The sequence below is a fragment of the Zestomonas insulae genome, assembly GCF_016901015.1.
Classification (GTDB): domain Bacteria; phylum Pseudomonadota; class Gammaproteobacteria; order Pseudomonadales; family Pseudomonadaceae; genus Aquipseudomonas; species Aquipseudomonas insulae.
Genome location: NZ_JAFEUP010000007.1, coordinates 121,988 through 143,056, shown reverse-complemented (window position 1 = coordinate 143,056; position 21,069 = coordinate 121,988). Strand labels below are relative to the sequence as shown.

The 21,069-nt window shown below is 68.0% G+C and carries 23 protein-coding genes; 12 read left to right on the top strand and 11 right to left on the bottom strand.

The genetic code is table 11. The features are described from left to right. The first annotated feature begins 33 nt into the window (after nt 1-33). The 3 genes from JQX08_RS21385 to sutA all read left to right on the top strand — a co-directional run bounded on the left by JQX08_RS21385 (nt 34) and on the right by sutA (nt 2,346). Nucleotides 34-1,353, top strand: coding sequence for an ammonium transporter (locus JQX08_RS21385; protein WP_205350477.1), 1,320 nt, complete (start codon nt 34-36; stop codon nt 1,351-1,353). Between the two features lie 162 nt (nt 1,354-1,515). After that, on the top strand, nt 1,516-1,944 hold the full coding sequence (locus tag JQX08_RS21380) for a secondary thiamine-phosphate synthase enzyme YjbQ (RefSeq protein ID WP_205350476.1): 429 nt from the start codon (nt 1,516-1,518) through the stop codon (nt 1,942-1,944). A gap of 75 nt (nt 1,945-2,019) precedes the next feature. Further along, on the top strand, nt 2,020-2,346 hold the full coding sequence (sutA, locus tag JQX08_RS21375; protein ID WP_205350475.1) for a transcriptional regulator SutA: 327 nt from the start codon (nt 2,020-2,022) through the stop codon (nt 2,344-2,346). Nucleotides 2,347-2,407: 61 nt separating this feature from the next. On the opposite strand, the gene JQX08_RS21370 is transcribed toward sutA, so the two are convergent. The 6 genes from JQX08_RS21370 to lptM form a co-directional block, all read right to left on the bottom strand. Then, complete coding sequence (locus JQX08_RS21370; protein WP_205350474.1) at nt 2,408-3,103, bottom strand: HAD family hydrolase; 696 nt, start codon at nt 3,101-3,103, stop codon at nt 2,408-2,410. After that, entirely contained in the window at nt 3,100-4,005 is a 906-nt protein-coding gene (xerC, locus tag JQX08_RS21365; protein WP_205350473.1) for a tyrosine recombinase XerC, read from the bottom strand. The genes JQX08_RS21370 and xerC overlap by 4 nt, the downstream gene beginning before the upstream one ends. A 73-nt stretch (nt 4,006-4,078) precedes the next feature. Beyond that, a complete protein-coding gene (locus JQX08_RS21360) occupies nt 4,079-4,774 on the bottom strand; it encodes a DUF484 family protein (protein WP_205350472.1) in 696 nt (231 codons plus the stop codon). Next, a complete protein-coding gene (gene dapF, locus JQX08_RS21355; protein WP_205350471.1) occupies nt 4,771-5,601 on the bottom strand; it encodes a diaminopimelate epimerase in 831 nt (276 codons plus the stop codon). The genes JQX08_RS21360 and dapF overlap by 4 nt, the downstream gene beginning before the upstream one ends. 5 nt (nt 5,602-5,606) lie before the next feature. After that, complete coding sequence (lysA, locus tag JQX08_RS21350; protein ID WP_205350470.1) at nt 5,607-6,854, bottom strand: diaminopimelate decarboxylase; 1,248 nt, start codon at nt 6,852-6,854, stop codon at nt 5,607-5,609. A gap of 12 nt (nt 6,855-6,866) precedes the next feature. Further along, nucleotides 6,867-7,007 (bottom strand): LPS translocon maturation chaperone LptM, encoded by a 141-nt coding sequence (gene lptM, locus JQX08_RS21345; protein ID WP_205350469.1) that lies wholly within the window; start codon nt 7,005-7,007, stop codon nt 6,867-6,869. Nucleotides 7,008-7,141: 134 nt separating this feature from the next. Here lptM and JQX08_RS21340 point away from each other — a divergent pair, with 134 nt between their 5' ends. The 3 genes from JQX08_RS21340 (at nt 7,142) to rnk (ending at nt 9,084) form a co-directional block, all read left to right on the top strand. Then, nucleotides 7,142-8,182 (top strand): AraC family transcriptional regulator, encoded by a 1,041-nt coding sequence (locus JQX08_RS21340; protein ID WP_205350468.1) that lies wholly within the window; start codon nt 7,142-7,144, stop codon nt 8,180-8,182. Nucleotides 8,183-8,205: 23 nt separating this feature from the next. Next, nucleotides 8,206-8,538: an iron donor protein CyaY gene (gene cyaY / locus JQX08_RS21335; RefSeq protein ID WP_205350467.1), complete on the top strand. Its 333-nt coding sequence runs from the start codon at nt 8,206-8,208 to the stop codon at nt 8,536-8,538. A gap of 138 nt (nt 8,539-8,676) precedes the next feature. Beyond that, nucleotides 8,677-9,084 (top strand): nucleoside diphosphate kinase regulator, encoded by a 408-nt coding sequence (gene rnk, locus JQX08_RS21330; protein ID WP_205350466.1) that lies wholly within the window; start codon nt 8,677-8,679, stop codon nt 9,082-9,084. Between the two features lie 4 nt (nt 9,085-9,088). On the opposite strand, the gene JQX08_RS21325 is transcribed toward rnk, so the two are convergent. From JQX08_RS21325 to argH, 5 genes are all read right to left on the bottom strand, one after another. Then, nucleotides 9,089-11,953, bottom strand: a complete 2,865-nt coding sequence (locus JQX08_RS21325; RefSeq protein ID WP_205350465.1) for a class I adenylate cyclase — start codon at nt 11,951-11,953, stop codon at nt 9,089-9,091. Between the two features lie 73 nt (nt 11,954-12,026). Then, nucleotides 12,027-12,278 carry a TIGR02647 family protein gene (locus tag JQX08_RS21320; RefSeq protein ID WP_205350464.1) on the bottom strand — a complete coding sequence of 84 codons (252 nt, stop codon included), beginning with the start codon at nt 12,276-12,278 and terminating at the stop codon, nt 12,027-12,029. Nucleotides 12,279-12,439: 161 nt separating this feature from the next. Next, nucleotides 12,440-12,730, bottom strand: a complete 291-nt coding sequence (locus JQX08_RS21315; RefSeq protein ID WP_205350463.1) for a hypothetical protein — start codon at nt 12,728-12,730, stop codon at nt 12,440-12,442. A gap of 14 nt (nt 12,731-12,744) precedes the next feature. Continuing rightward, nucleotides 12,745-13,227: a GNAT family N-acetyltransferase gene (locus JQX08_RS21310; RefSeq protein WP_205350462.1), complete on the bottom strand. Its 483-nt coding sequence runs from the start codon at nt 13,225-13,227 to the stop codon at nt 12,745-12,747. Nucleotides 13,228-13,396: 169 nt separating this feature from the next. Further along, nucleotides 13,397-14,791 carry an argininosuccinate lyase gene (gene argH, locus JQX08_RS21305; RefSeq protein ID WP_205350461.1) on the bottom strand — a complete coding sequence of 465 codons (1,395 nt, stop codon included), beginning with the start codon at nt 14,789-14,791 and terminating at the stop codon, nt 13,397-13,399. 237 nt (nt 14,792-15,028) lie between these two features. Between argH and JQX08_RS21300 the strand changes: the two genes are divergently transcribed. From JQX08_RS21300 to JQX08_RS21275, 6 genes are all read left to right on the top strand, one after another. Further along, nucleotides 15,029-16,117: a sensor histidine kinase gene (locus JQX08_RS21300; RefSeq protein ID WP_205350460.1), complete on the top strand. Its 1,089-nt coding sequence runs from the start codon at nt 15,029-15,031 to the stop codon at nt 16,115-16,117. Then, the gene (locus JQX08_RS21295) at nt 16,114-16,860 is read left to right on the top strand and encodes a LytR/AlgR family response regulator transcription factor (protein WP_205350459.1); all 747 of its coding nucleotides are present in this window, start codon (nt 16,114-16,116) and stop codon (nt 16,858-16,860) included. The genes JQX08_RS21300 and JQX08_RS21295 overlap by 4 nt, the downstream gene beginning before the upstream one ends. 95 nt (nt 16,861-16,955) lie before the next feature. Next, on the top strand, nt 16,956-17,897 hold the full coding sequence (gene hemC / locus JQX08_RS21290; protein WP_205350458.1) for a hydroxymethylbilane synthase: 942 nt from the start codon (nt 16,956-16,958) through the stop codon (nt 17,895-17,897). After that, nucleotides 17,894-18,664 (top strand): uroporphyrinogen-III synthase, encoded by a 771-nt coding sequence (locus JQX08_RS21285; protein WP_205350457.1) that lies wholly within the window; start codon nt 17,894-17,896, stop codon nt 18,662-18,664. The genes hemC and JQX08_RS21285 overlap by 4 nt, the downstream gene beginning before the upstream one ends. Nucleotides 18,665-18,680: 16 nt before the next feature. Next, nucleotides 18,681-19,808, top strand: coding sequence for a uroporphyrinogen-III C-methyltransferase (locus JQX08_RS21280; RefSeq protein WP_205350456.1), 1,128 nt, complete (start codon nt 18,681-18,683; stop codon nt 19,806-19,808). Further along, on the top strand, nt 19,805-21,061 hold the full coding sequence (locus tag JQX08_RS21275; protein WP_205350455.1) for a heme biosynthesis HemY N-terminal domain-containing protein: 1,257 nt from the start codon (nt 19,805-19,807) through the stop codon (nt 21,059-21,061). The genes JQX08_RS21280 and JQX08_RS21275 overlap by 4 nt, the downstream gene beginning before the upstream one ends. Nucleotides 21,062-21,069 lie beyond the last annotated feature (8 nt).

The following is a 21,069-nucleotide window of genomic DNA, read 5'->3' as shown; positions in this document are numbered from 1 at the left end:
GCCGCCGAACCCAACGCCCCAGGAGAAAACAAAATGACTCTGCGTAAACTCGCAGGGCTAGGAGCCCTGTTGTCCCTTGTTACCCCCGGCTTGGCCATGGCCGCCGACGAGGTCGTGTTGAATAGCGGTGATACCGCGTGGATGCTCACCGCGACCGCGCTGGTGCTGTTCATGACCATCCCCGGCCTGGCGCTGTTCTACGGCGGCATGGTGCGTTCCAAGAACATTCTCTCGGTGATGATGCAGTGCTTCGCCATCACCGGTCTGATCTCCATTCTGTGGATGGTCTACGGCTACAGCCTGGCGTTCGACACCACTGGCATGGAACAGGGCGTCGTCAACTTCAATTCCTTCGTCGGCGGTCTCGGCAAAGCCTTCCTCAGCGGCCTGACTCCGGCCAGCCTGACCATGGCCTTCCCGGAAAGCGTGTTCATCACCTTCCAGATGACCTTCGCGATCATCACCCCGGCACTGATCGTCGGTGCCTTCGCCGAGCGCATGAAGTTCTCCGCGATGCTGATCTTCATGGCCGTGTGGTTCACCTTGGTCTATGCACCGATCGCGCACATGGTCTGGTCCGGCAACGGCGGCCTGATGTGGGACTGGGGCGTGCTGGACTTCGCCGGCGGCACCGTGGTGCACATCAACGCCGGTATCGCCGGTCTGGTTGCCTGCCTGGTGCTCGGCAAGCGTAAAGGCTACCCGACCACCCCGATGGCCCCGCACAACCTGGGCTTCACCCTGGTCGGTGCCGCCATGCTGTGGATCGGCTGGTTCGGCTTCAACGCCGGTTCCGCGGTCGCCGCCAACGGCACCGCCGGCATGGCCATGCTGGTCACCCAGATCGCCACCGCCGCCGCCGCCTTGGGCTGGATGTTTGCCGAGTGGATCACCCACGGTAAGCCGAGCGCCCTGGGCATCGCGTCCGGTGTGGTTGCCGGCCTGGTCGCCATCACCCCGGCTGCCGGTACTGTCGGCCCGATCGGCGCGTTGATCATCGGTCTGGTCGCTGGCGTGCTGTGCTACTTCTGCGCCACCAGCCTGAAGCGCAAGCTGGGCTACGACGACTCCCTGGACGCCTTCGGCGTGCACGGCATCGGCGGCATCATCGGTGCCCTGCTGACCGGCGTGTTCGCGGCTCCGGCCCTAGGTGGCTTCGGCACCGTGGAAGACATCGGCGCGCAACTGTTCATCCAGTTCAAAGGCGTCGCCTTCACCGTGGTCTACACCGCCATCGTCACCTTCGTCATCCTCAAGGTGCTGGACGTGGTCATGGGCCTGCGCGTCAGCGAAGAGGAAGAGACCGTCGGTCTCGACCTGGCGCAGCACAACGAGCGTGGCTACAACCTGTAAGCCCTCTCGCGGTACCGAAACGCCCGGCCTGTGCCGGGCGTTTTGCGTTGCGCCGCCCGGTCCTTCGACGGGGCTGGCGCAATCCGACCAAAGGCTCTGTAACGCCACTCTTTGCTTTTTTCCTTGGCGCGCTAGAATGCGCGCCAAATGGGAGGGCAGGGTATGTGGCAGCAGCGTTTGATTCGCTTGCAACCGCGCCCGCGCGGTTTTCATCTGATCACCGATGAAATCCTTGCGGCGTTACCGGAACTGCTCGACTGCCGCGTCGGTCTGTTGCATCTGTGGCTGCGGCACACCTCGGCGTCGCTGACCATCAATGAGAACGCCGACCCGGCGGTGCGCCGCGACTTCGAACGGTTTTTCGCCCGCCTGGTGCCGCAAGGCGCGAGCGGCTACGAACACAACGACGAAGGGCCGGACGACCTGCCCGCGCATTTCAAGGCCAGCCTGCTCGGCTGCCAGGTGAGCCTGCCGGTGAGTGCTGGGCGCCTGGCCCTGGGGACCTGGCAAGGGCTCTACCTCGGCGAGCACCGCGAACAGGGTGGCGCCCGCCAGGTGCTCGCCACCTTGCACGGTGAAGTGGCTCAATAATTTTTCAGCGACGTTCTATTGCGGTACGTAGCTGGTCTATAACTAACGTGCTTTTCGCAAGTCATGAGGTTGAACATGAGCGACGAAGATCTGGAACAGGACGATATGGACGAGGGCGTCGAGGACGACGGCGAGGAGCTGGCGGCCGCGGACGATGGCGAAGTCGACGCCGATGACGGTGGCGACAGCGAAGGTGCGGCGAAGCCTGGCAAGAAAGCCAAGGCAGCAGTCGAGCCCGAGGAAATGCCCAGCATTGAGGCCAAGCAGAAAGAGCGCGACGCGCTCGAGCGGGCCATGCAGGAATTCCTCTCGCGCGGTGGTCGGGTGCAGGAGATCGAACCCAACGTGGTTGCCGATCCACCCAAGAAGCCGGACAGCAAGTACGGCAGCCGGCCCATCTAAGCCTGCGAATCCTCACGAAAAAGCCCGCCAATCGGCGGGCTTTTTCGTGTCTGCGCGGCGCCTACTGCCAGCGCTGCAGGATCTGCGGCAACTCGCCGAGGCTGCGGATTTCCGCGTCCGGGGATTCCTCGCCGGCCCAGTCGCTACCAGTCGGGTTGAACCAGATCGCGCGGAGGCCGGAGGCCTGCGCGCCGCGGATATCGTCGCCCGGATGGTCGCCGACATGCACTGCCTGCTCGGCGCTCACGCCGACCCGCTTGAGGGCTTCCTGGAAGGGCTTCGGGTCGGGCTTGCCGATGCCTAGGTCCTCGGCGCAGAGGGCGAACTGGAAGTAGTCGGCCAGGCCCAGGCGGCGCACGTCGGCATTGCCATTGGTGATCACGCCGAGGTGGTAACGGCTGGCCAGGGCCTCGAGCATCGGCACGGTGTCCGGATACAGTGTGATCTGGTGCCGCGCGCGGAGCATTGCCTGGAATGCGCCTTCGGCCAGTGCCACGGCCTCTTGGCGGGTGTAGCCGACACCTTCCAGGGCGTGGAACAGGGTGCGTCGGCGCAGCTCGCTGAGGCGATGGCGCAGCTGCGGTTCGCCCTTGAGCAACTGGGTGCGGATTTCCCACAGGTGCTCCACCGGCTGTGCGGCGAGCAGCGGCGTGTGCAGCGCCAGCCAGTCGCGCATCGCCGCCTCGGCGCCGACGATCACCGGGCGGTTGTCCCACAGCGTGTCGTCGAGGTCGAAGGTGATCAGGCGGATGCTCATTGGCCGTCTCCGCTGCGCCGTTTGGCCCGGGGATGGGCGCTGTCGTAGACCTTGGCGAGGTGTTGGAAGTCGAGGTGGGTGTAGACCTGGGTGGTGGCGATGTCGGCGTGGCCGAGCAGCTCCTGCACCGCGCGCAGGTCCTGTGAGGATTCCAGCATGTGGCTGGCGAAGCTGTGCCGCAACATGTGCGGGTGCAGGTGCTGGCCGAGCTCGCGCACGCCGGCCTGGCGCACGCGCAGCTGGATGGCCCGTGGTCCCAGGCGCCGCCCCTGCTGGCTGACGAACACCGCGCCGTCGGCCGGGCGGCTCAGCGCGCGTAGCGGCAACCAGGCCTCCAGGGCGCTGCGCGCCTTGGCGCCGACCGGCAGCACCCGGCTCTTGTTGCCCTTGCCGCGCACTTCGACCAGGCCGGCGGCGAGGTCAAGCTGCTCGAGGTTGAGTCCGGTCAGCTCGGACAGGCGCAGTCCGGAGGAATAGAACAGCTCGAGCAGCGCCTGGTCGCGGCGGGCAATGAAGTCGTCCTCCACCGCGCCGTCGAGCAGTTGCGCGGCGCGGTCGGCATCCAGGGTCTTGGGCAGGCGTTGCTCGCCCTTGGGCGGGCGCAGGCCGCTGGCCGGATCGTGCTGGCAGCGCCCTTCGCGGTTGAGGTAGCGGTACAGCCCGCGCACCGCCGAGAGCAGTCGCGCCAGCGAGCGGCTGGCGTGGCCCTTGGCGTGCAGGCGGGCGATGAAGCTGCGCAGGCTGCGCGGGTCGAGGTCGCTCCAGGCGTCGATCGCCTGCGCCTCGCAGAGCGCCAGCACGGTGTGCAGGTCGCGGCGGTACCCGTCGAGGGTGTGCGCGGAGAGCTGGCGCTCACTGCGCAGGTGTTCGAGGTAGGCGTCCAGATCGGCGGCAAGCTTCACACTGCAAGCTCCCTAGCATGCGGCGCGGCAGTCAGCCTGCCGCGCGGGTTCCGCCATTCGCGGCGGTTGACGCTTAGCGGACCGAGCGCAGTGGCGTGGCGAAGCGCGGCAACACGCGCGCCAGCACCTCGGCGATGTACCCGAGGAACAGCGTGCCGAGCGAACTCTTGTAGTGCTGCGGGTCCGGGCTGCCGATCGCCAGCACGCCGTGCAGGCCCTGGTGCGACAGGCTAACCACCGCCGCCGAGCCGACCTGCGGGGCCTCGTCGCCGAACAGGAATTCCAGCTCCGGGGCGCGCAGCACGCCACACACCGTCTTGCCGCCGGCCAGCAGGCCGCCGATGGTCTGGTGTGCCTCGGCGCTGCTAACCCAGCGGCCGACTGCCAGTGGCGTCTCGTTGAACAGGATCAGGCTGACGTGGGGCACCTGAAATTCGTGGCGCAGGCTGTCTTCCACGGTGCTGACCACTTCCTCCAGGCTCGCCGCGTCGAGCAGGCCGAGTACCAGGCGGCGGGTCTTGTCGAACAGCCGGTCGTTGTCGCGCGCCACGTCCATCAGTTGCGACAGGCGATGGCGCATCTCGATGTTGCGCTCGCGCAGCAGCTTCACCTGGCGCTCGACCAGCGACACCGCTTGGCCGGGCTGGTGCGGAATGCGCAGCTCGGGGATCAGCTCGTCGTGGTCGACGAAGAATTCGGGGTGCTGACGCAGATACGCGGCGACGCGCTCGGCGTCGAGCTCGGGCTGATCCTGGTGCTGATCGGTCATAGGCGAACCTGTCCTTCAAACACACGCACGGCGGGTCCGGTCATCATAACCGGCTGCCCCGGGCCTGCCCACTCGATGAGCAGTTTGCCGCCGGGCAGCTCGAGCTGCACCGGCGAGTCCATCCAGCCCTGGCGGATCGCCGCCACCGCCGCCGCGCAGGCGCCGGTGCCGCAGGCCTGGGTTTCCCCGGCGCCGCGTTCCCAGACGCGCAGCTTGGCCTGCTGCCGGTCGAGGACCTGGAGGAAACCCACGTTGACGCGCTTGGGAAAGCGCGGGTGATGTTCCAGCTTCGGGCCGAGTTGGTGCACCGGCGCGCCGGCCACGTCATCGACGCGCAGCACGGCGTGCGGATTGCCCATCGACACCGCGGCCAGCTCAAGGGCCTGGCCCTCGACCTCGACTGTGTAGCTGAGTGCCTCGGCCTCGGCCTGGAAGGGAATCTGCTGCGGCTCGAGGCGCGGCGCGCCCATGTCAACGATGACCTGGCCATCCGGGCGGACGTTCAGCTCGATCATCCCGCCCTTGGTTTCCACGCGGATCTTCTTTTTCAGAGTCAGGCGCTTGTCCAGCACGAAGCGCGCGAAGCAGCGCGCGCCGTTGCCGCACTGCTCCACTTCGGAACCGTCGGAATTGAAGATGCGGTAACGGAAGTCGACGTCCGGGTTGTTCGGCGCCTCGACCAGCAGCAGCTGATCGAAACCGATCCCGGTGTTGCGGTCGCCCCACTGCTTGGCATGCTTGGGCTGGATGTGCGCGTGCTGGCTGATCAGGTCGATGACCATGAAATCATTGCCGAGGCCGTGCATCTTGGTGAATCGCAATAGCATGGCCGTCACTCCGGCAGGCGGCTTTCGCCCGCGAACAGCTCGGCCAGGGTTTCCCGGCGACGCACTTCATGGGCCTGCGCGCCATCCACCAGCACCTCGGCGGCGCGGCCGCGGGTGTTGTAGTTGGAGCTCATCACGAAGCCATAGGCGCCGGCCGAACGCACGGCCAGCAGGTCGCCTTCGTCGAGGGCCAGTTCGCGGCCCTTGGCGAGGAAGTCACCGGTTTCGCAGATCGGTCCGACGATGTCATAGGCGCGCGGCGCGGCATCGCGCGGGTGTACCGCGACCACGTCCATCCAGGCTTGGTACAGCGCCGGGCGGATCAGGTCGTTCATCGCCGCGTCGACGATGGCGAAATCCTTGTGCTCGGTGTGCTTGAGGTACTCGACCTGGGTGAGCAGCACGCCGGCGTTGGCGACGATGAAACGGCCCGGCTCGAACACCAGAGCCAGGTCGCGGCCGGCGATGCGTTGGCGGATCGCCTGGATGTACTCGCCGGCCAGCGGCGGGGTTTCGTCCTTGTAGCGCACGCCGAGGCCGCCGCCGAGGTCCAGGTGGCGGATGTGGATGCCACGTGCGGCGAGGCGGTCGATCAGCCCGAGCAGACGCTCGAGGGCATCAAGGAACGGCGGCAGGCTGGTCAGCTGCGAACCGATGTGGCAGTCGACGCCGATCACTTCGAGGTTCGCCAGTTCGGCGGCGCGGGCGTACACCGCTTCGGCGTCGGCGATGGCGATGCCGAACTTGTTCTCTTTGAGACCGGTGGAGATGTACGGGTGGGTGCCGGCATCGACGTCCGGGTTGACGCGCAGCGACACCGGCGCCTTGACGCCCAGTTCGGCGGCGACTTCCTGCAAGCGCTCCAGCTCAACGCTGGATTCGACGTTGAAGCAGTGCACGCCGACTTCCAGGGCGCGGCGCATGTCGTCACGGGTCTTGCCGACGCCGGAGAAGACGATCTTGCCCGGCTCGCCGCCGGCCGCCAGCACCCGCTCCAGCTCGCCGCGCGAGACGATGTCGAAACCGGCGCCGAGGCGCGCCAGGACATTCAGTACGCCGAGGTTGGAGTTGGCTTTCACGGCGAAGCACACCAGGTGCGGCAGGCCGCTCAGGGCGTCGGTGTAGGCGCGGTACTGGGTTTCGATATGGGCGCGCGAGTAGACGTAGGTCGGCGTGCCGAAGCGCGCGGCGATCGCGGACAGCGCCACGCCCTCCGCGAACAGCTCACCGTCGCGGTAGTTGAAGGCCTCCATCAGATGCCTCCTTTAGTAACCGTAGACGTCTTTGTCGTGTTGCTTGGCAGCCTTCTCATCGTCCGGATGGTACAGCGGGCCTTTCTGGCCGCAGCCAGCGAGCGCGCCGCAGAGCACGGCGAGAGCGAGCAGGGGAAGCAGCAGGCGCTTCATGGCGGAATCCTTGTAAAAGCGTGAATTGCGCCGGAGTATACCGACCCCCCGGCCTATTGCCTATGCGCCGGGACTCCCGCCTGGCGGGGCTTGCGCCGTTGCCGCGCGGGGCTTCGGATCAATCAGGAGAGTCGATGGACAGTCCGCTCACGCTGGTCAGCTCGGTCTCGGTCGCCTACCTGCAGGGGCTGGTCGATTACCTGCAGCGCCAGGGCATCGAGCCCGCCGCGCTGCTCGCCGAGGTGCAGCTGAGCCCGGCAGTGCTCGCCCAGCGCGATCAGCGCATCGCCGCCTCGGCCTACCTGCGCCTGCTCGGCCTCGGCGTCGAGCGCACCGGCGACGCGAGCCTCGGCTTGCACTTGGGCGAGGCGGTGCGCCCCGGCTACTACGGCGTGCTCGGCTACCTGCTGATGAGCTGCGCCACGCTGGCCGACGCGCTGCACCGCCAGGCGCGCTACGCCGCGCTGGTCGGTAATCTCGGCCAGCTCGGCCTCGACGACGAAGCGCCGCGCGCCGGCCTGGAGCCGCAGGTGGCGCTCAGCTGGCAGCCGCTGCTGGCCCAGCAGCAGCGCCAGGCGGGCGAAGAGACGCTGGCCGGCTGGGTCAGTTTCGGGCGCTGGATCAGCGGCCTGGACATCGCCCCGACCGAGGTGCGCTTCCGCCACCCGGCGCCGGCGGACACCGCCGAGCACGCGCGGATCTTCCGCTGCCCGGTGCACTTCGGCCAGGCCGACAACGCCCTGGTGTTCCCCAAACGGCTGCTCGCCACGCCGCTCGGCCAGGCCGATGCGCAAGTCCGCGGCACGCTGGACGCCTATGCCGAACGCCTGCTCGGCGAGCTGCGCCAGGGGCACAACGTATTCGACCGCGCGCGCCTGGCGCTGGCCAACCAGCTCGGCGAGCGGGTGCCGGACCTCGAGCAGCTCGCCGACAGCCTGCAGCTCAGCCCGCGCACCTTGCAGCGGCGCCTGCGCGAGGCCGGGTTATCCTTCAGCCAGCTGCTCGACGAAACCCGTCAGCAACTGGTCCTGCACTACCTGCGCGACCCGCAGCTGGAACTCGCCGACATCGCTTTTTTCGTCGGATTCAGCGAGCCCGGTTCACTGGTCCGTGCATTTCGGCGCTGGACCGGGCAAAGTCCCGCCGAGTATCGCCGCCAATTTCCGGCGAGTTGAGTTTTCGTTTCGAGGAGTGACCCATGAGTTTGAGCGAGTCCCGATTCCACGACCTGGTCGACGCCGCCCAGCAGGCGGTGGAGGACATCTTCGACGACAGCGATCTGGACATCGACCTGGAGAACTCCGGCGGCGTGCTCACCGTGCGCTTCGACAACGGCAGCCAACTGATCTTCAGCCGCCAGGCGCCGATTCGCCAGCTGTGGCTGGCCGCGCGCTCCGGTGGTTTCCACTTCGATTACGACGAGGCCAGCGGGCGCTGGATCTGCGACACCAGCGACGAGCTGCTCGGCGAAATGCTGGTGCGCCTGACGTTCGAGCAGTCCGGCGAGGAGCTGGAGTTCGACGAACTCTGACGGCGTGCTGGCGTGACCGACCGGTATTGCTAAAAACCGCCGGTGTGGTACGGTCAGGCCTCAAGCCCATCTCCAAACCCCGTCTTCGGTCGGGGTTTTGTTTTTTCTGACCCGTCGCCAAGGAGCTCGATCTTCATCATGACCAGTACGCCGCCGATCATCATCACCCGCCTCGACCTGCAACGCCTGGAGCGCCTGCTCGACGGCCTCGAGGAGTTCGGTCCGGGCGCCGAGGCGCTCGAGCAGGAGCTGGCGCGCGCGCAGGTGGTGGGTCTCGACGAAGTGCCGGCCGGCGTGGTGACGATGAACTCGCGGGTGCACTGCCGCGACGACCACAGCGGCAAGGAATACCACCTGACCCTGGTCTACCCGGACGACGTAGGCGGTGAAGGCAAGGTGTCGATCCTCGCCCCGGTCGGCAGCGCGCTGCTCGGCCTGACCGTCGGCCAGCAGATCGACTGGCCGCTGCCCAACGGCAAGACCATCCAGCTGACCCTGTTGGCGGTCGAGTACCAACCGGAAGCCGCTGGCGAATACCAGCGCTGAGACGCTAAGCGCTCTGCAGCGCTTGGTTCAGCGCCGCTTCCAGCTTGGCCTTGTAGCGCAGGTACTGGGTGCTCTGCAGGCGGCCGTCGCCGAGCACCTGCGAGAGGTCGAGGTCGGTGAGGTAGCAGGGGTAGCGTGCGCTGCCGCTGCGCTGCTCGAGGATGTGCCGGGCCACCGCGCGGTACAGGCCGGCACCATATTCCAGCTCGGAAAATTCCCGATGGTTGCAGTACAGGGTGACCTGAAGGCGACCATTGGCGCCCGGTTCAAGAATGGCCTGGACGTCGTAGAACGGATGGCTGATCGCCGCTTCCGGCGGTTCGCGGCGCTCCAGTGACTGGGCGCGTGCCGGTGCCGGCGGGAGAATCTGGTAGTAGCGAATTTCCAGCGCGTTCAGCTCGGCCGGCGCGTCCAGGGTCAGGCTGGCGTTGCGCCGGTAGAGCAGCGATTCGAGGAAACGATGCAGCGGGGTGAGCAGGCTCTGCTCGTCATGGAACGGCAGGCGCTGGCGCCACAGCGCGTTGTGCTCGTCGAGCACGGTCAGCTCAGCCTGATCGCCGTGCAGGCGGTAGAACACCTGCACGCAGTCGGTGCGCCCGAGCGGCAGGATCAGCGCCAGGTCGTCGCCTTCCAGGGCGTGCCGGTCGAGGTGCAGCGGGCTGAATGCCGGGCGAGTCTCGCCGAGGTAGTCGAGCAGCGCCGGCAGGTCGGCCAGTGCGGCGTGGCGCACCTGGCCGGGCTGCAGGTCGAGCACGTGGTACTGCTGACGCACCTGCACCAGGTGGCGGCCGCCGCGGCCGTCGAGGAAATGCTCGAGCACGTCGCGGAACAGCGCCTCGACCCGTTCGGCGATCGCCGGCGCACGGTTGCGGCAGAAGCAGCGCACCCGCAGGTTCGGCAGCGGGCCGCCGGGCGGCAGGCTGTTGAGGTAGTCGCGCAGGCAGTCGAGCACCGCGTTGGGCCCGTCGTAGCGGCTGACCAGCAGCTCGTTCCAGCTGTTCAGGCTGATCTGGTCGACGGTCTGCACCAGGTTCTCGCGCACCCCGGAGTAGCCCAGCGAGTCGGTGCGCCCGCTGGTCATGTGCACATTCATCTGGCTGTGCTGCTTGAGCGGGTCGAGGCCGACGTTGACCAGCAACAGCACTTCGCGCGGCGCGGCGGCCTGCAGCAGGGCGTTTTCCTCGACGCTGGCCAGCGGCAGCGGGAAGGCCTGCTGCAGGCTGCCGAGCAGGTTGCTCAGTTCGAACTCGCCGAGGTCACTGGTGCCGGGGTGCAGGGCCAGGCGCGTGCTGGCGTCGATCACCCCGTTGCGGTGGCACCAGGCGAGCAGGTCGCTGAGCACCCGGCTGCGTTTGAGCGGGGCGAAGTCCTGCCATTCCTGGCCGGTCAGGTTGCCGGGGAACAGCGCCCACTGGCTGTCGCGCGGGTTGTCGGCGCTCGGGCAGTGGACCAGGGTCAGGTTGTCTTCGGCGAGGTCCGGGGCGATCCCCGGGTTGATGAATTCGACCTTGCCGGCCTTGCGCTCGAACGCCGCGTACAGGCGCCGACCGAGCACGCCGAGATCGCGGCTGTTGAGCGAGCTGGCGACCTGTTCGCGGCGGGCGAACTGGGACAGGAAGCGGTAGCTGTACGTCAGCTCGTTGACCAACATGCGCCGCTCGCTGCCAACCTGACGGACCTTCCACTGGCTGCGGCTATCGAGTTGCGCGAGGTGCCGCGGGGTCCAGTGCCAGGCTTCGGTGAGTCGCTCGAGCAGCAGGCGCTGCCAGCTCTTGCGCCGGTTGCGCGGCGGGTGGCTGAGTTTCTTGCCGACCTTCAGGTACAGGCAGCGGCGGATCAGCTCGAGACGCTCGCTCTCGCCGCGCTCGGCGAGGTATTCCTCGAGACGCCGGTAGACCATCACGTAGGGGTCGAGCTCGTCGAGGTCGAGGCGGTTGGCGAACACCGCCTGCTTGAAGCGCAGCGACAGGCACTGCACCTGCGGGTGCTCGCTGGCGTAGACCTCGGTCAGCAGCAGCTTGAGCACCGACTTGTAGGGCGACTCGATGCCCTTGAACAGCTGCCACATGCCGGCGCCGAGGAATTCCTCGGGGGGAATCTGCGCCAGGTGGCCGAGGTCGAGCACCTCCTGGGCGCGGATGTAGCGGCGCGACAGCAGCGCCTCGGTGTACTCGGCGTAGCGCGCTTCCTCGTACACCGGCACCAGCCACCACAGCGGGGTGCGCCCGCCGAGCCAGATCGCCGTGCGGTAGAACTCGTCGAGCAGCAGGTAATGCTGGGTGGTGCCGCAGTCGTCGGAGGTCAGCCGTGCCTCGCGGGCGCCGGCGGTGAAGCGCGCCGGGTCGACCAGGAAGCAGTGCACCTCGGCGCCCTGGGTCGCCGCCCAGGCTTCCAGCAGTGCGCACTTGCGCTGCAGTTCGACGAGCGCCGCGGCAGACAGCTGCGGGTCGTGGCAGACCCACAGGTCCATGTCGCTCTGCTCGGCCTGCGCCACGGTGCCCAGGCTGCCCATCAGGAACAGGCCGTGGATTGGCATCGCCGGGCGGCCGCCGAGGCCGTGGCCGCGCTGCGGCTTGTAGGCGAACGAGCGGGTCAGCCGCTGCACCTCGGCGAGCAGTGCCTCGTCCGGCTCGAAACCGCACAGCCCGGCCGGGGTGGCGGCCGAGACGTAACCGGGTAGCAGCGGGTGGTTGACGTGAAACAGCAGCGGCAGCAGGCGCAGCACCAGCTGCTGACGGGTCGACAGCGCCTGCTGGGCGCGCAGCAGGCGGCCCTGGTTGACGCTGAGGAAGCGCGCACGCAACTGCGCCAGCACCTTGCGGTCGATGCCGTCGTCGAGGTCGGGGCGGATTTCTTCGCTGCGCGTCATGGCGGTGTCGATCAATTCCGGGGAGCACAGCCTATCAGCGGGACTGCGCTCCCTGTATCGGCACTAACGCGGCTTAGCTTGAATGGCTGGTTTCGGTGGCGAGGATGGTCAGTAGGGCTTGCGCGTGTTCGGCGGCGTCCAGACCCAGGCTGGTCAGATAGCCACCGTCTGCCTGGGTGACCAGGCCTTTGTCGTGCAGGCGCATGATGGCTGCCTGAGCCTTGTTTGAGGCGTTGTTGTGCACCTTGAGACCTTCCTGGGTGTTGTCCAGGTTGTATAGCGCGAGGATTTCCAGCTCGGCGATCAGCTCGGGGGTGTAGGCCATAAACGACTCCAGACTGCTTGTTGTTCTGCGCCGCCGGGCAACGCCGGCGGCGGGAGTGGCGCGTGCGCGCCTGCCTGCAGTGTAGCGACGCCGCCCGCCGCCGGCGCAGCTTTATTTGCCTGCGCCGATGGACGTGCGTGGCGCCCGCTCTGGCGCGGGACTCAGCTGTCGCTGGCGGGTTCGTCGCCGGGCAGGCTGGGCAGCGCGCGCAGGTTGTCCTCGTAGCGCGCGGTGTCGAACGGTCGGTCGTCGCGCAGCATGGCGTCAATCTCGTCGGCGAGCACCAGGGCCATCAGGTGCAGGCTCTCCTCGCGCGGGTAGCCGACCAGGGTCAGCTTGTTCAGGGTGGCCTGCACGGCGGCCGGGCTGCCGGCCTCAAGCTGGTTCTCGATGGCCTGGGTCAGGGTGGATTCGGCGAAGTCTTCGTCGTCGTGGTCGTCGACTGGGTTCATGGTGGGCTCCAGGGTCAGCGGCCGGCGGCGAAGTCGAGCAGCGCCTGGCCGGTCAGGCGGTAGGTGGTCCATTCATCCTGCGGGCGGGCGCCGAAGGATTCGTAGAAGTCGATAGCCGGGGTGTTCCAGTCCAGCACCGCCCACTCGAATCGGCCACAGCCGCGTTCGACGGCGGTCTGCGCCAGGTGGCGGAGCAGCGCCTTGCCGGCGCCGCACTTGCGGTGGGCCGGGTCGACGTAGAGGTCTTCCAGGTACAGGCCGTGCTTGCCCAGCCAGGTCGAGTAGTTGAAGAAGTACACGGCGTAGCCGATCGCCACGCCGTCCTGCTCGCAGATCAGCGCGCGGGTGCTGCTGGTGGCGCCGAACAGGCTGGCTTCGATGCCGGCGACATCGGTCTGCACCTCATGCTCGGCTTTTTCGTAGATCGCCAGGTCGGTGATGAAGCGCAGGATCAGCGCGGCGTCGTCGACGGTGGCGGGGCGGATGTGTAATGCCATGGAGAATCCTAGAGGGTGGCGAAGCCGGGTCCCCTCACCCTAGCCCTCTCCCAGGGGGAGAGGGGACTGGATCGGAGTGGCGGGCAGCCTGGGGGCAGGTGCTCGCGCGGAGCAACTCCCTCTCCCTGCGGGAGAGGGTTGGGGTGAGGGGCGGTGCTTCCGGTCGCGCTTAGCGCCCAGCCAGCAGCGCCTGGCCGCGCGCCACCGCGGCGCGCACCTGGTTCGGCGCGGTGCCGCCGATATGGTCGCGGGCGTTGACCGAGCCTTCCAGGGTCAGCACGGCGAACACGTCGTCGTCGATCTGGTCGCTGAACTGGCGCAGCTCGGCGAGGCTCATCTCGGCCAGGTCCTTGCCGCTGTCGACGCCGTACTTCACTGCATGGCCGACGATCTCGTGGCAGTCGCGGAACGGCAGACCCTTGCGCACCAGGTAGTCGGCGAGATCCGTGGCGGTGGAGAAGCCACGGCGCGCCGCTTCGCGCATGATCTCGCGCTTGGGCTTGATTGCCGGAACCATGTCGGCGAAGGCGCGCAGGCTGTCGCGCAGGGTGTCGGCGGCGTCGAACAGCGGTTCCTTGTCTTCCTGGTTGTCCTTGTTATAGGCCAGCGGCTGGCCCTTCATCAGGGTCAGCAGGCCCATCAGCGCGCCGAACACCCGGCCGCTCTTGCCGCGCACCAACTCCGGCACGTCGGGGTTCTTCTTCTGCGGCATGATCGAGGAGCCGGTGCAGAAGCGGTCGGGCAGGTCGATGAACTGGAACTGCGCCGAGGTCCACAGCACCAGCTCTTCGGAGAAGCGCGACAGGTGCATCATCGCCAGTGAGGCGGCGGCACAGAATTCGATGGCGAAGTCGCGATCGGACACGCCGTCCAGCGAGTTGCCGCCGACCTGGTCGAAGCCGAGCAGTTGCGCGGTGATCTCGCGCTGGATCGGGTAGGTGGTGCCGGCCAGCGCGGCCGAGCCGAGCGGCATGCGGTTGACCCGCTTGCGGCAGTCGACCAGGCGCTCATGGTCGCGGGTCAGCATCTCGAACCAGGCCAGCAGGTGGTGGCCGAAGGTCACCGGCTGGGCGGTCTGCAGGTGGGTGAAACCGGGCATGATGGTGTCCGCTTCCGCTTCGGCGAGGCCGAGCAGGCCCTGCTGCAGGCGGGTGATCTCGGCGAGGATCAGGTCGATCTCGTCGCGCAGCCACAGGCGGATGTCGGTGGCCACCTGGTCGTTGCGCGAACGGCCGGTGTGCAGCTTCTTGCCGGTCACGCCGATGCGGTCGGTGAGGCGCGCCTCGATGTTCATGTGCACGTCTTCCAGGTCGACGCGCCAGTCGAAGGTGCCGGCCTCGATCTCGCTCTGGATCAGCTTCAGCCCGGCCTCGATGGTGTCGCGCTCTTCCTGGGTCAGCACGCCGACCTGGGCGAGCATGCTCGCGTGGGCGATCGAGCCCATGATGTCGTGACGGTACAGGCGCTTGTCGAAATCGACGGAGGCGGTGAAGCGGGCGACGAAGGCGTCGACGGGCTCGCTGAAGCGGCCGCCCCAGGACTGGTTGGTTTTTTCGCTGCTCATGGATTCGCTCGGCTGACGGGCAGGCCGCGGCGGCGGCCAGCATGGCGGATGAAAGGTGCCGATGATAGCAGGCTCGCCGGCGCAGGCGGCGCGACCCTTTGTCGTCCCGGGGCCGGGCGAGGCGAAGTTTTCAGGTTGTGCGCGAATTCTGGTGCAGTTATTCCGATCAGTGCTTTCATTGCAACAATCGTGGCCCTTTGCCGGCCCTCTTCTTTGCCGATGGTGGAAACGCTGCGAATGCGCATCGACTGGTTCAACTTCAACGAGCGAAGCGTGGTGACGCCAGCCGATGACTTCTTCCTGCCTGAGCTGTGCGCCGCCGAGGCGCTGCTGGTGCTGGTCCTGCTCGCCGAGCTGCTGGTCCTCGCGCTGGTGCTTGCCGAGCCGCTGGCCGGCGGCTTCAACTGGCAGCGCCTGGCGCTGACCTCGCTGTTCGTGCAGTGGATCGTGCTGCTCTCGGCCGGCCTGCTGTGCCGCCTGCGTCCCTGGCTGTCGCGCTGGCGTGCGGCCTATTCCGGGCCGCTGTGCTGCCTGGTGGTGGTCGCCCTGACACTCGGTTGCACCGCGGTCGCCGACCGCTACGACCTCGGCGGCCCGCTGTCCGGCGGTGGCCAATTGGAGCTCTATCTGCGCCACGGCGTGGTCAGTCTGATCATCTCGGCGATTTTGTTGCGCTACTTTTATCTGCAGAGCCAGTGGCGGCGTCAGCAGCAGGCCGAGTTGAAAGCCCGCATCGAGTCGCTGCAGGCCCGCATCAAGCCGCACTTTCTCTTCAATAGTCTGAACAGCATCGCCAGCCTGGTGCCGGTCGACCCGGTCAAGGCCGAGCAGGCGGTGCTCGACCTGTCCGACCTGTTCCGCGCCAGCCTGGCCAAACCCGGCAGCCTGGTGACCTGGGGGGAAGAATTGGAACTGAGCCGCCGCTACCTGTCGATCGAGCAGTACCGCCTCGGCGAACGCCTGCAGTTGGAATGGCACATCGACGGCGTGCCGAGCGACCTGCCGATCCCCCAGCTGACCCTCCAGCCGTTGCTGGAGAACGCCTTGATCCATGGTGTGCAGCCGCGCATCGAAGGCGGCCTGGTACGCATCGAGGCCGACTACCGCGACGGCGTGTTCCAGCTGTGCGTCAGCAATCCCTACGACGGCGACGGCAGTGCGCAACCGTCGCGCGGTACGCGTCAGGGGCTGACCAATATCGATGGGCGCCTTGCGGCACTTTTTGGTCCCCGCGCGAGTCTCAGCGTGGATCGCCGTGACGGCCGCCACTACACCTGTCTACGCTATCCTTGTGCGAGACTCACGCAGGAAGCCAGAGCACTATGAATGTCCTGATCGCTGATGATGAACCGCTGGCCCGCGAGCGCCTCAGCCGTATGGTTGGCGAGCTCGACGGATACCGTGTCCTCGAGCCCGGCGCCAGCAATGGCGAAGAAGCGTTGACCCTGATCGACAGTTTGAAACCGGATGTCGTCCTGCTGGACATCCGCATGCCCGGCCTCGACGGTTTGCAGGTCGCGGCCAAGTTGTGTGAACGCGAAGCGCCGCCGGCGGTGATCTTCTGTACCGCCCACGACGAATTTGCCCTCGATGCCTTCAAGGTCAGCGCGGTCGGCTACCTGGTCAAGCCGGTGCGCGCGGAGAACCTTGCCGAAGCGCTGAAGAACGCCGAGCGGCCCAACCGCGTGCAACTGGCGGCGCTGACCCGCCCGGCCGCCGAGGCCGGCAGCGGCCCGCGCAGCCACATCAGTGCGCGCACCCGCAAAGGCATCGAGCTGGTGCCGCTGGACCAGGTGATCTTCTTCATCGCCGACCACAAGTACGTAACCCTGCGCCACGAAGGCGGCGAGGTGCTGCTCGACGAGCCGCTGAAAGCCCTGGAAGACGAGTTCGGCGACCGCTTCGTGCGCATCCACCGCAACGCGCTGGTCGCCCGCGAACGCATCGAGCGCCTGCAGCGCACGCCGCTCGGACATTTCCAGCTGTTCTTGAAAGGTATGAACGGTGAGGCGCTGACCGTCAGCCGCCGCCATGTCGCCGGCGTGCGCAAGTTGATGAACGCGCTCTGAGCACCTGAGCACGATTGCCGCCCTGCGCCGCCGGGGCGGAGCTCCCCGGCCGGGCCTGTTATCATTCGGGCATTCCCTGTTCGTCGAGTGCCGTCATGTCTTCCCGCGAAATCCGTATCGCCACCCGCAAAAGTGCCCTGGCCCTGTGGCAGGCCGAATTCGTCAAGGCGCGCCTCGAGCAGGCGCACCCGGGACTGCGCGTCAGCCTGGTGCCGATGGTCAGTCGTGGCGACAAATTGCTCGACGCGCCGCTGGCGAAAATCGGCGGCAAAGGCCTGTTCGTCAAGGAACTGGAAACCGCGTTGCTGGACAACGAGGCGGATATCGCCGTGCATTCGATGAAGGATGTGCCGATGGACTTCCCCGCCGGCCTTGGCCTGTACTGCATCTGCGAGCGCGAAGATCCGCGCGACGCGTTCGTCTCCAACACCTACGCCAGCCTCGCCGCACTGCCGGCCGGCAGCGTGGTCGGCACCTCCAGCCTGCGTCGCCAGGCGCAGCTGCTGGCCCAGCGCCCCGACCTGAAAATCCAGTTCCTGCGCGGCAACGTCAACACCCGCCTGGCCAAGCTGGACGCCGGTGACTACGACGCGATCATCCTCGCCGCCGCCGGCCTGATCCGCCTCGGTTTCGAAGCGCGCATCCGCGACGCGATCAGCGTCGCCGACAGCCTGCCGGCCGGTGGCCAGGGCGCAGTCGGCATCGAGTGCCGCAGCGCCGACAGCGAGATCCACGCCCTGCTGGCGCCGCTGCACCACCGCGAGACCGCATTGCGGGTGACCGCCGAACGCGCACTGAACAAGCGCCTGAATGGCGGCTGCCAGGTGCCGATCGCCTGCTACGCCGAGCTGCAGGGCGAGCAGCTGTGGCTGCGCGGCCTGGTCGGTCAGCCGGATGGCGGCCAGTTGCTGCGCGCCGAAGCCAGCGCGCCGGCGAGCCAGGCTGAAGCACTCGGTGTCACGGTCGCCGAAGCGCTGCTCGCGCAGGGCGCCGAGGCGATCCTCAAGGCGGTGTACGGCGAGGCCGGCCACCCGTGAGCGAGTGGCGCCTGCTGCTGACGCGCCCGGCCGAGGAGTGCGCGGCGCTGGCCGCCAGCCTCGCCGAACAGGGCGTGTTCTCCAGCAGCCTGCCGCTGCTCGCTATTCAGCCGCTGGCGGAAACGCCCGAACAGCGCGCCGTGATCCTCGACCTGGATCGCTACCAGGCGGTGATCGTGGTCAGCAAGTCGGCCGCGCGCCTCGGCCTTGAACTGCTCGACCGCTACTGGCCGCAGCCGCCGGCGCGCCAGGCCTGGTTCAGCGTTGGCGCTGCCACCGGGCAATTGCTCGACGACTACGGCCTCGACGTGCACTGGCCAGCCGACGGCGATGACAGCGAGGCGCTGCTCACCCTGCCGCGCCTGCAACAGGCCCTGGCGGTCCCGGCTCCGCGGGTGCTGATCCTGCGCGGCGAGGGTGGCCGAGAATTCCTCGCCGAGCGGCTGCGCGGCCAAGGCGCGACGGTCGACTATCTCCCACTCTACCGCCGCGCGCTGCCGCCCCATGCGCCCGGCGCCCTGGCGGCGCAGGTGCACAGTGAACGGCTGAACGGCCTAGTGGTCAGCAGTGGACAGGGTTTCGAGCACCTGCGCGAGCTGTCCGCCGAGCGCTGGCCGGAGCTGGCCCGACTACCCTTGTTCGTACCCAGCCCGCGGGTTGCCGACCTGGCGCGCGCGGCCGGGGCGCAGATTGTTGTGGATTGCCGCGGTGCCAGCGCCGCGGCCCTGCTGGCGGCCTTGCGGGCGTATCCCGCGGCGGCCCTCTGATGCAAAGGACGGATACGTGAGCGAAGAAGCAACCTTCCCCCAGGACGACAAGCAACTGCTTCCCGAAGCGCCGGCCAGCGAACCCACCGTGGCGCGCCGCGGCAATGGTTTGGCGCTGCTCGCCGTGCTGCTCGCCGCGGCCGCCGCCGGCGCAGCCGGTTGGGGCCTGTGGCAGGTGCGTCAGCTGCAGCAGCACGACCAGCAGCAGGTGGGCGTGCTCAATGACACGCGCAGCCAGGCGCAGTCGCTCGCTGAGCGCGAGCAGGCGCTGGCGCAGCAGCTCGGCCAGTTGCCCAGCGCCGAGGAATTGGAAGAGCGCCGCCGCCTGGTGGCGCAGCTGCAGGGTGATCAGCAGGTACTCGGGCGTCGCTTGGAAACCGTGCTTGGCGCCAGCCGCCAGGACTGGCGCCTGGCCGAAGCCGAACACCTGCTGCGCCTGGCCAGCCTGCGCCTGTCGGCGTTGCAGGACATCAACAGCGCGACCGTGCTGGTGCAGGGCGCCGACGACATCCTGCGCGATCAGGACGACCCGGCGACCTTCGCCGCGCGCGAGCAACTGGCCAAGAGCCTGGTATCTCTGCGCGGTCTGTCCGACGTGGATCGCACCGGCCTGTACCTGCAGCTCGGTGCGCTGCGCGCCCAGGCCGCCCAGCTCAACAGCCTGGCGCCGGCCTTCGTCGGCCAGGGCGATGGCCACTTCAGCCTGACCGCCGACGGCGACGGCAGCAGCCGCTGGGCGCAGTGGTGGGAAGCGCTGTCGCACTACATCCGCATCGACTTCAACGCCGACCAGAATGTCCGTCCGCTGCTCGCCGGCCAGGGCCTGACCCAGGTGCGTCTGGCACTCACCCTGGCCTTGGAGCAGGCGCAGTGGGCGGCGCTGAATGGCCAGGAAGCGGTCTATCGGCAGGCGCTGGGCCAGGCCCGCGACGTGCTGGAGAGCAGCTTCAATCGCGACAACCCGGACAGTCAGGCGCTCAGCGCGCGCATCGGCGAGCTGCTCGAGCGGCCGGTCGCCGTCGAGTTGCCGGACCTCGGCAATTCGCTGAGCGCAGTGCAGGCCTACATCAGCCGGCGCCAGGCGGCCCGCAATCAGGCCGTGCCGCCCGCCCCGGCGGCAGCTGCTGAGGGTGCCCAGCCATGATGCTCCGGACCCGCGTGCGTGTGCTGCTGATCGTGCTGCTGGTCGCCGCCGTGGTCGCCGGGCTGGCCTGGGCGTTTGCCGAGCACGCCGGCTATGTGCTGATCGCCTTCAAGGGCTTCCGCTACGAGTCGAGCCTGTGGGCGTTCCTCGCCGTGCTCGCGGTGCTCTGGCTGGTGCTGTTCCTGGTTCGCCTGCTGCTGCGCCTGGTGTTCGTGTCCGGTGGCGTGGTCAATCCCTGGTCGCGGCGCAACCGCAGCCGGCGCGCGCGGCTGGCCTCCGAGCAGGGTCTGCTCGACCTCGCCGAAGGTCACTGGGCGCGCGCCCTGCGGCACCTCAAACGGGCCGCCGAGGACGACGCCCAGCCGCTGATCTACTACCTCGGCGCGGCGCGCGCGGCGCAGAAACTCGGCGAGTACGCGGAGAGCGATGCACTGCTCGAGCGCGCCCTGGAGCGTCAGCCGCAGGCCGAGCTGGCTGTCGCCCTGGCGCATGCCGAGCTGCAGCAGGGCCGCGGCGAACTGGATGCGGCGCTGGACACCCTGACGGCGATGCGCGAACGCTATCCGCAGCACCACCAGGTGCTGCGCCAGTTGCAGTTCCTGTTGCAGCAGCGCGGCGATTGGCCGGCACTGCTCGGCCTGCTGCCTGAGCTGCGCAAGCACAAAGTGCTGCCGGAAGACGAGCTACTCGGTCTCGAGCGGCGCGCCTGGGCGGCTCGTCTGGAACAGGCCGGCGAGGATGGGCTGAACGCCGGTGAAACTGCGCTGCAGCCGCTGTCGCAGGCCTGGCAGCAGCTCTCCAGTCAGCGTCGTCAGGACCCCGAACTGGTCGCCGCCTATGCCCGCCAGCTGCAGCGCGTGGGCGCCCAGGAAGAGGCCGAGGAGCTGCTGCGCAAGAGCCTCAAGCAGCAGTACGAGCCGCGCCTGGTGAATCTCTACGGTCAGGTGCGCGGTAGCGATCCGGCGCGCCAGCTGCAGACCGCCGAAGGCTGGTTGGCGGCGCATCCGCAGGATGCCGAGCTGCTGCTCGCGCTCGGCCGGCTGAGTCAGCAGAACCAGCTGTGGGGCAAGGCGCGCGAGTATTTCGAGGGCAGTCTGAGCCTGGCGCGCACGCCGCAGACCTGCGTCGAATTGGCGCGTCTGCTCGCCCAGCTCGGCGAAACCTCGCGCAGTCACCAGCTGTTCGAAGACGGCCTGAGCCTGCTCGGCCAGCCGCTGCACAGCCTGCCGCAGCCGCTACCGGCGCGCGTCTAGCGGCGCGC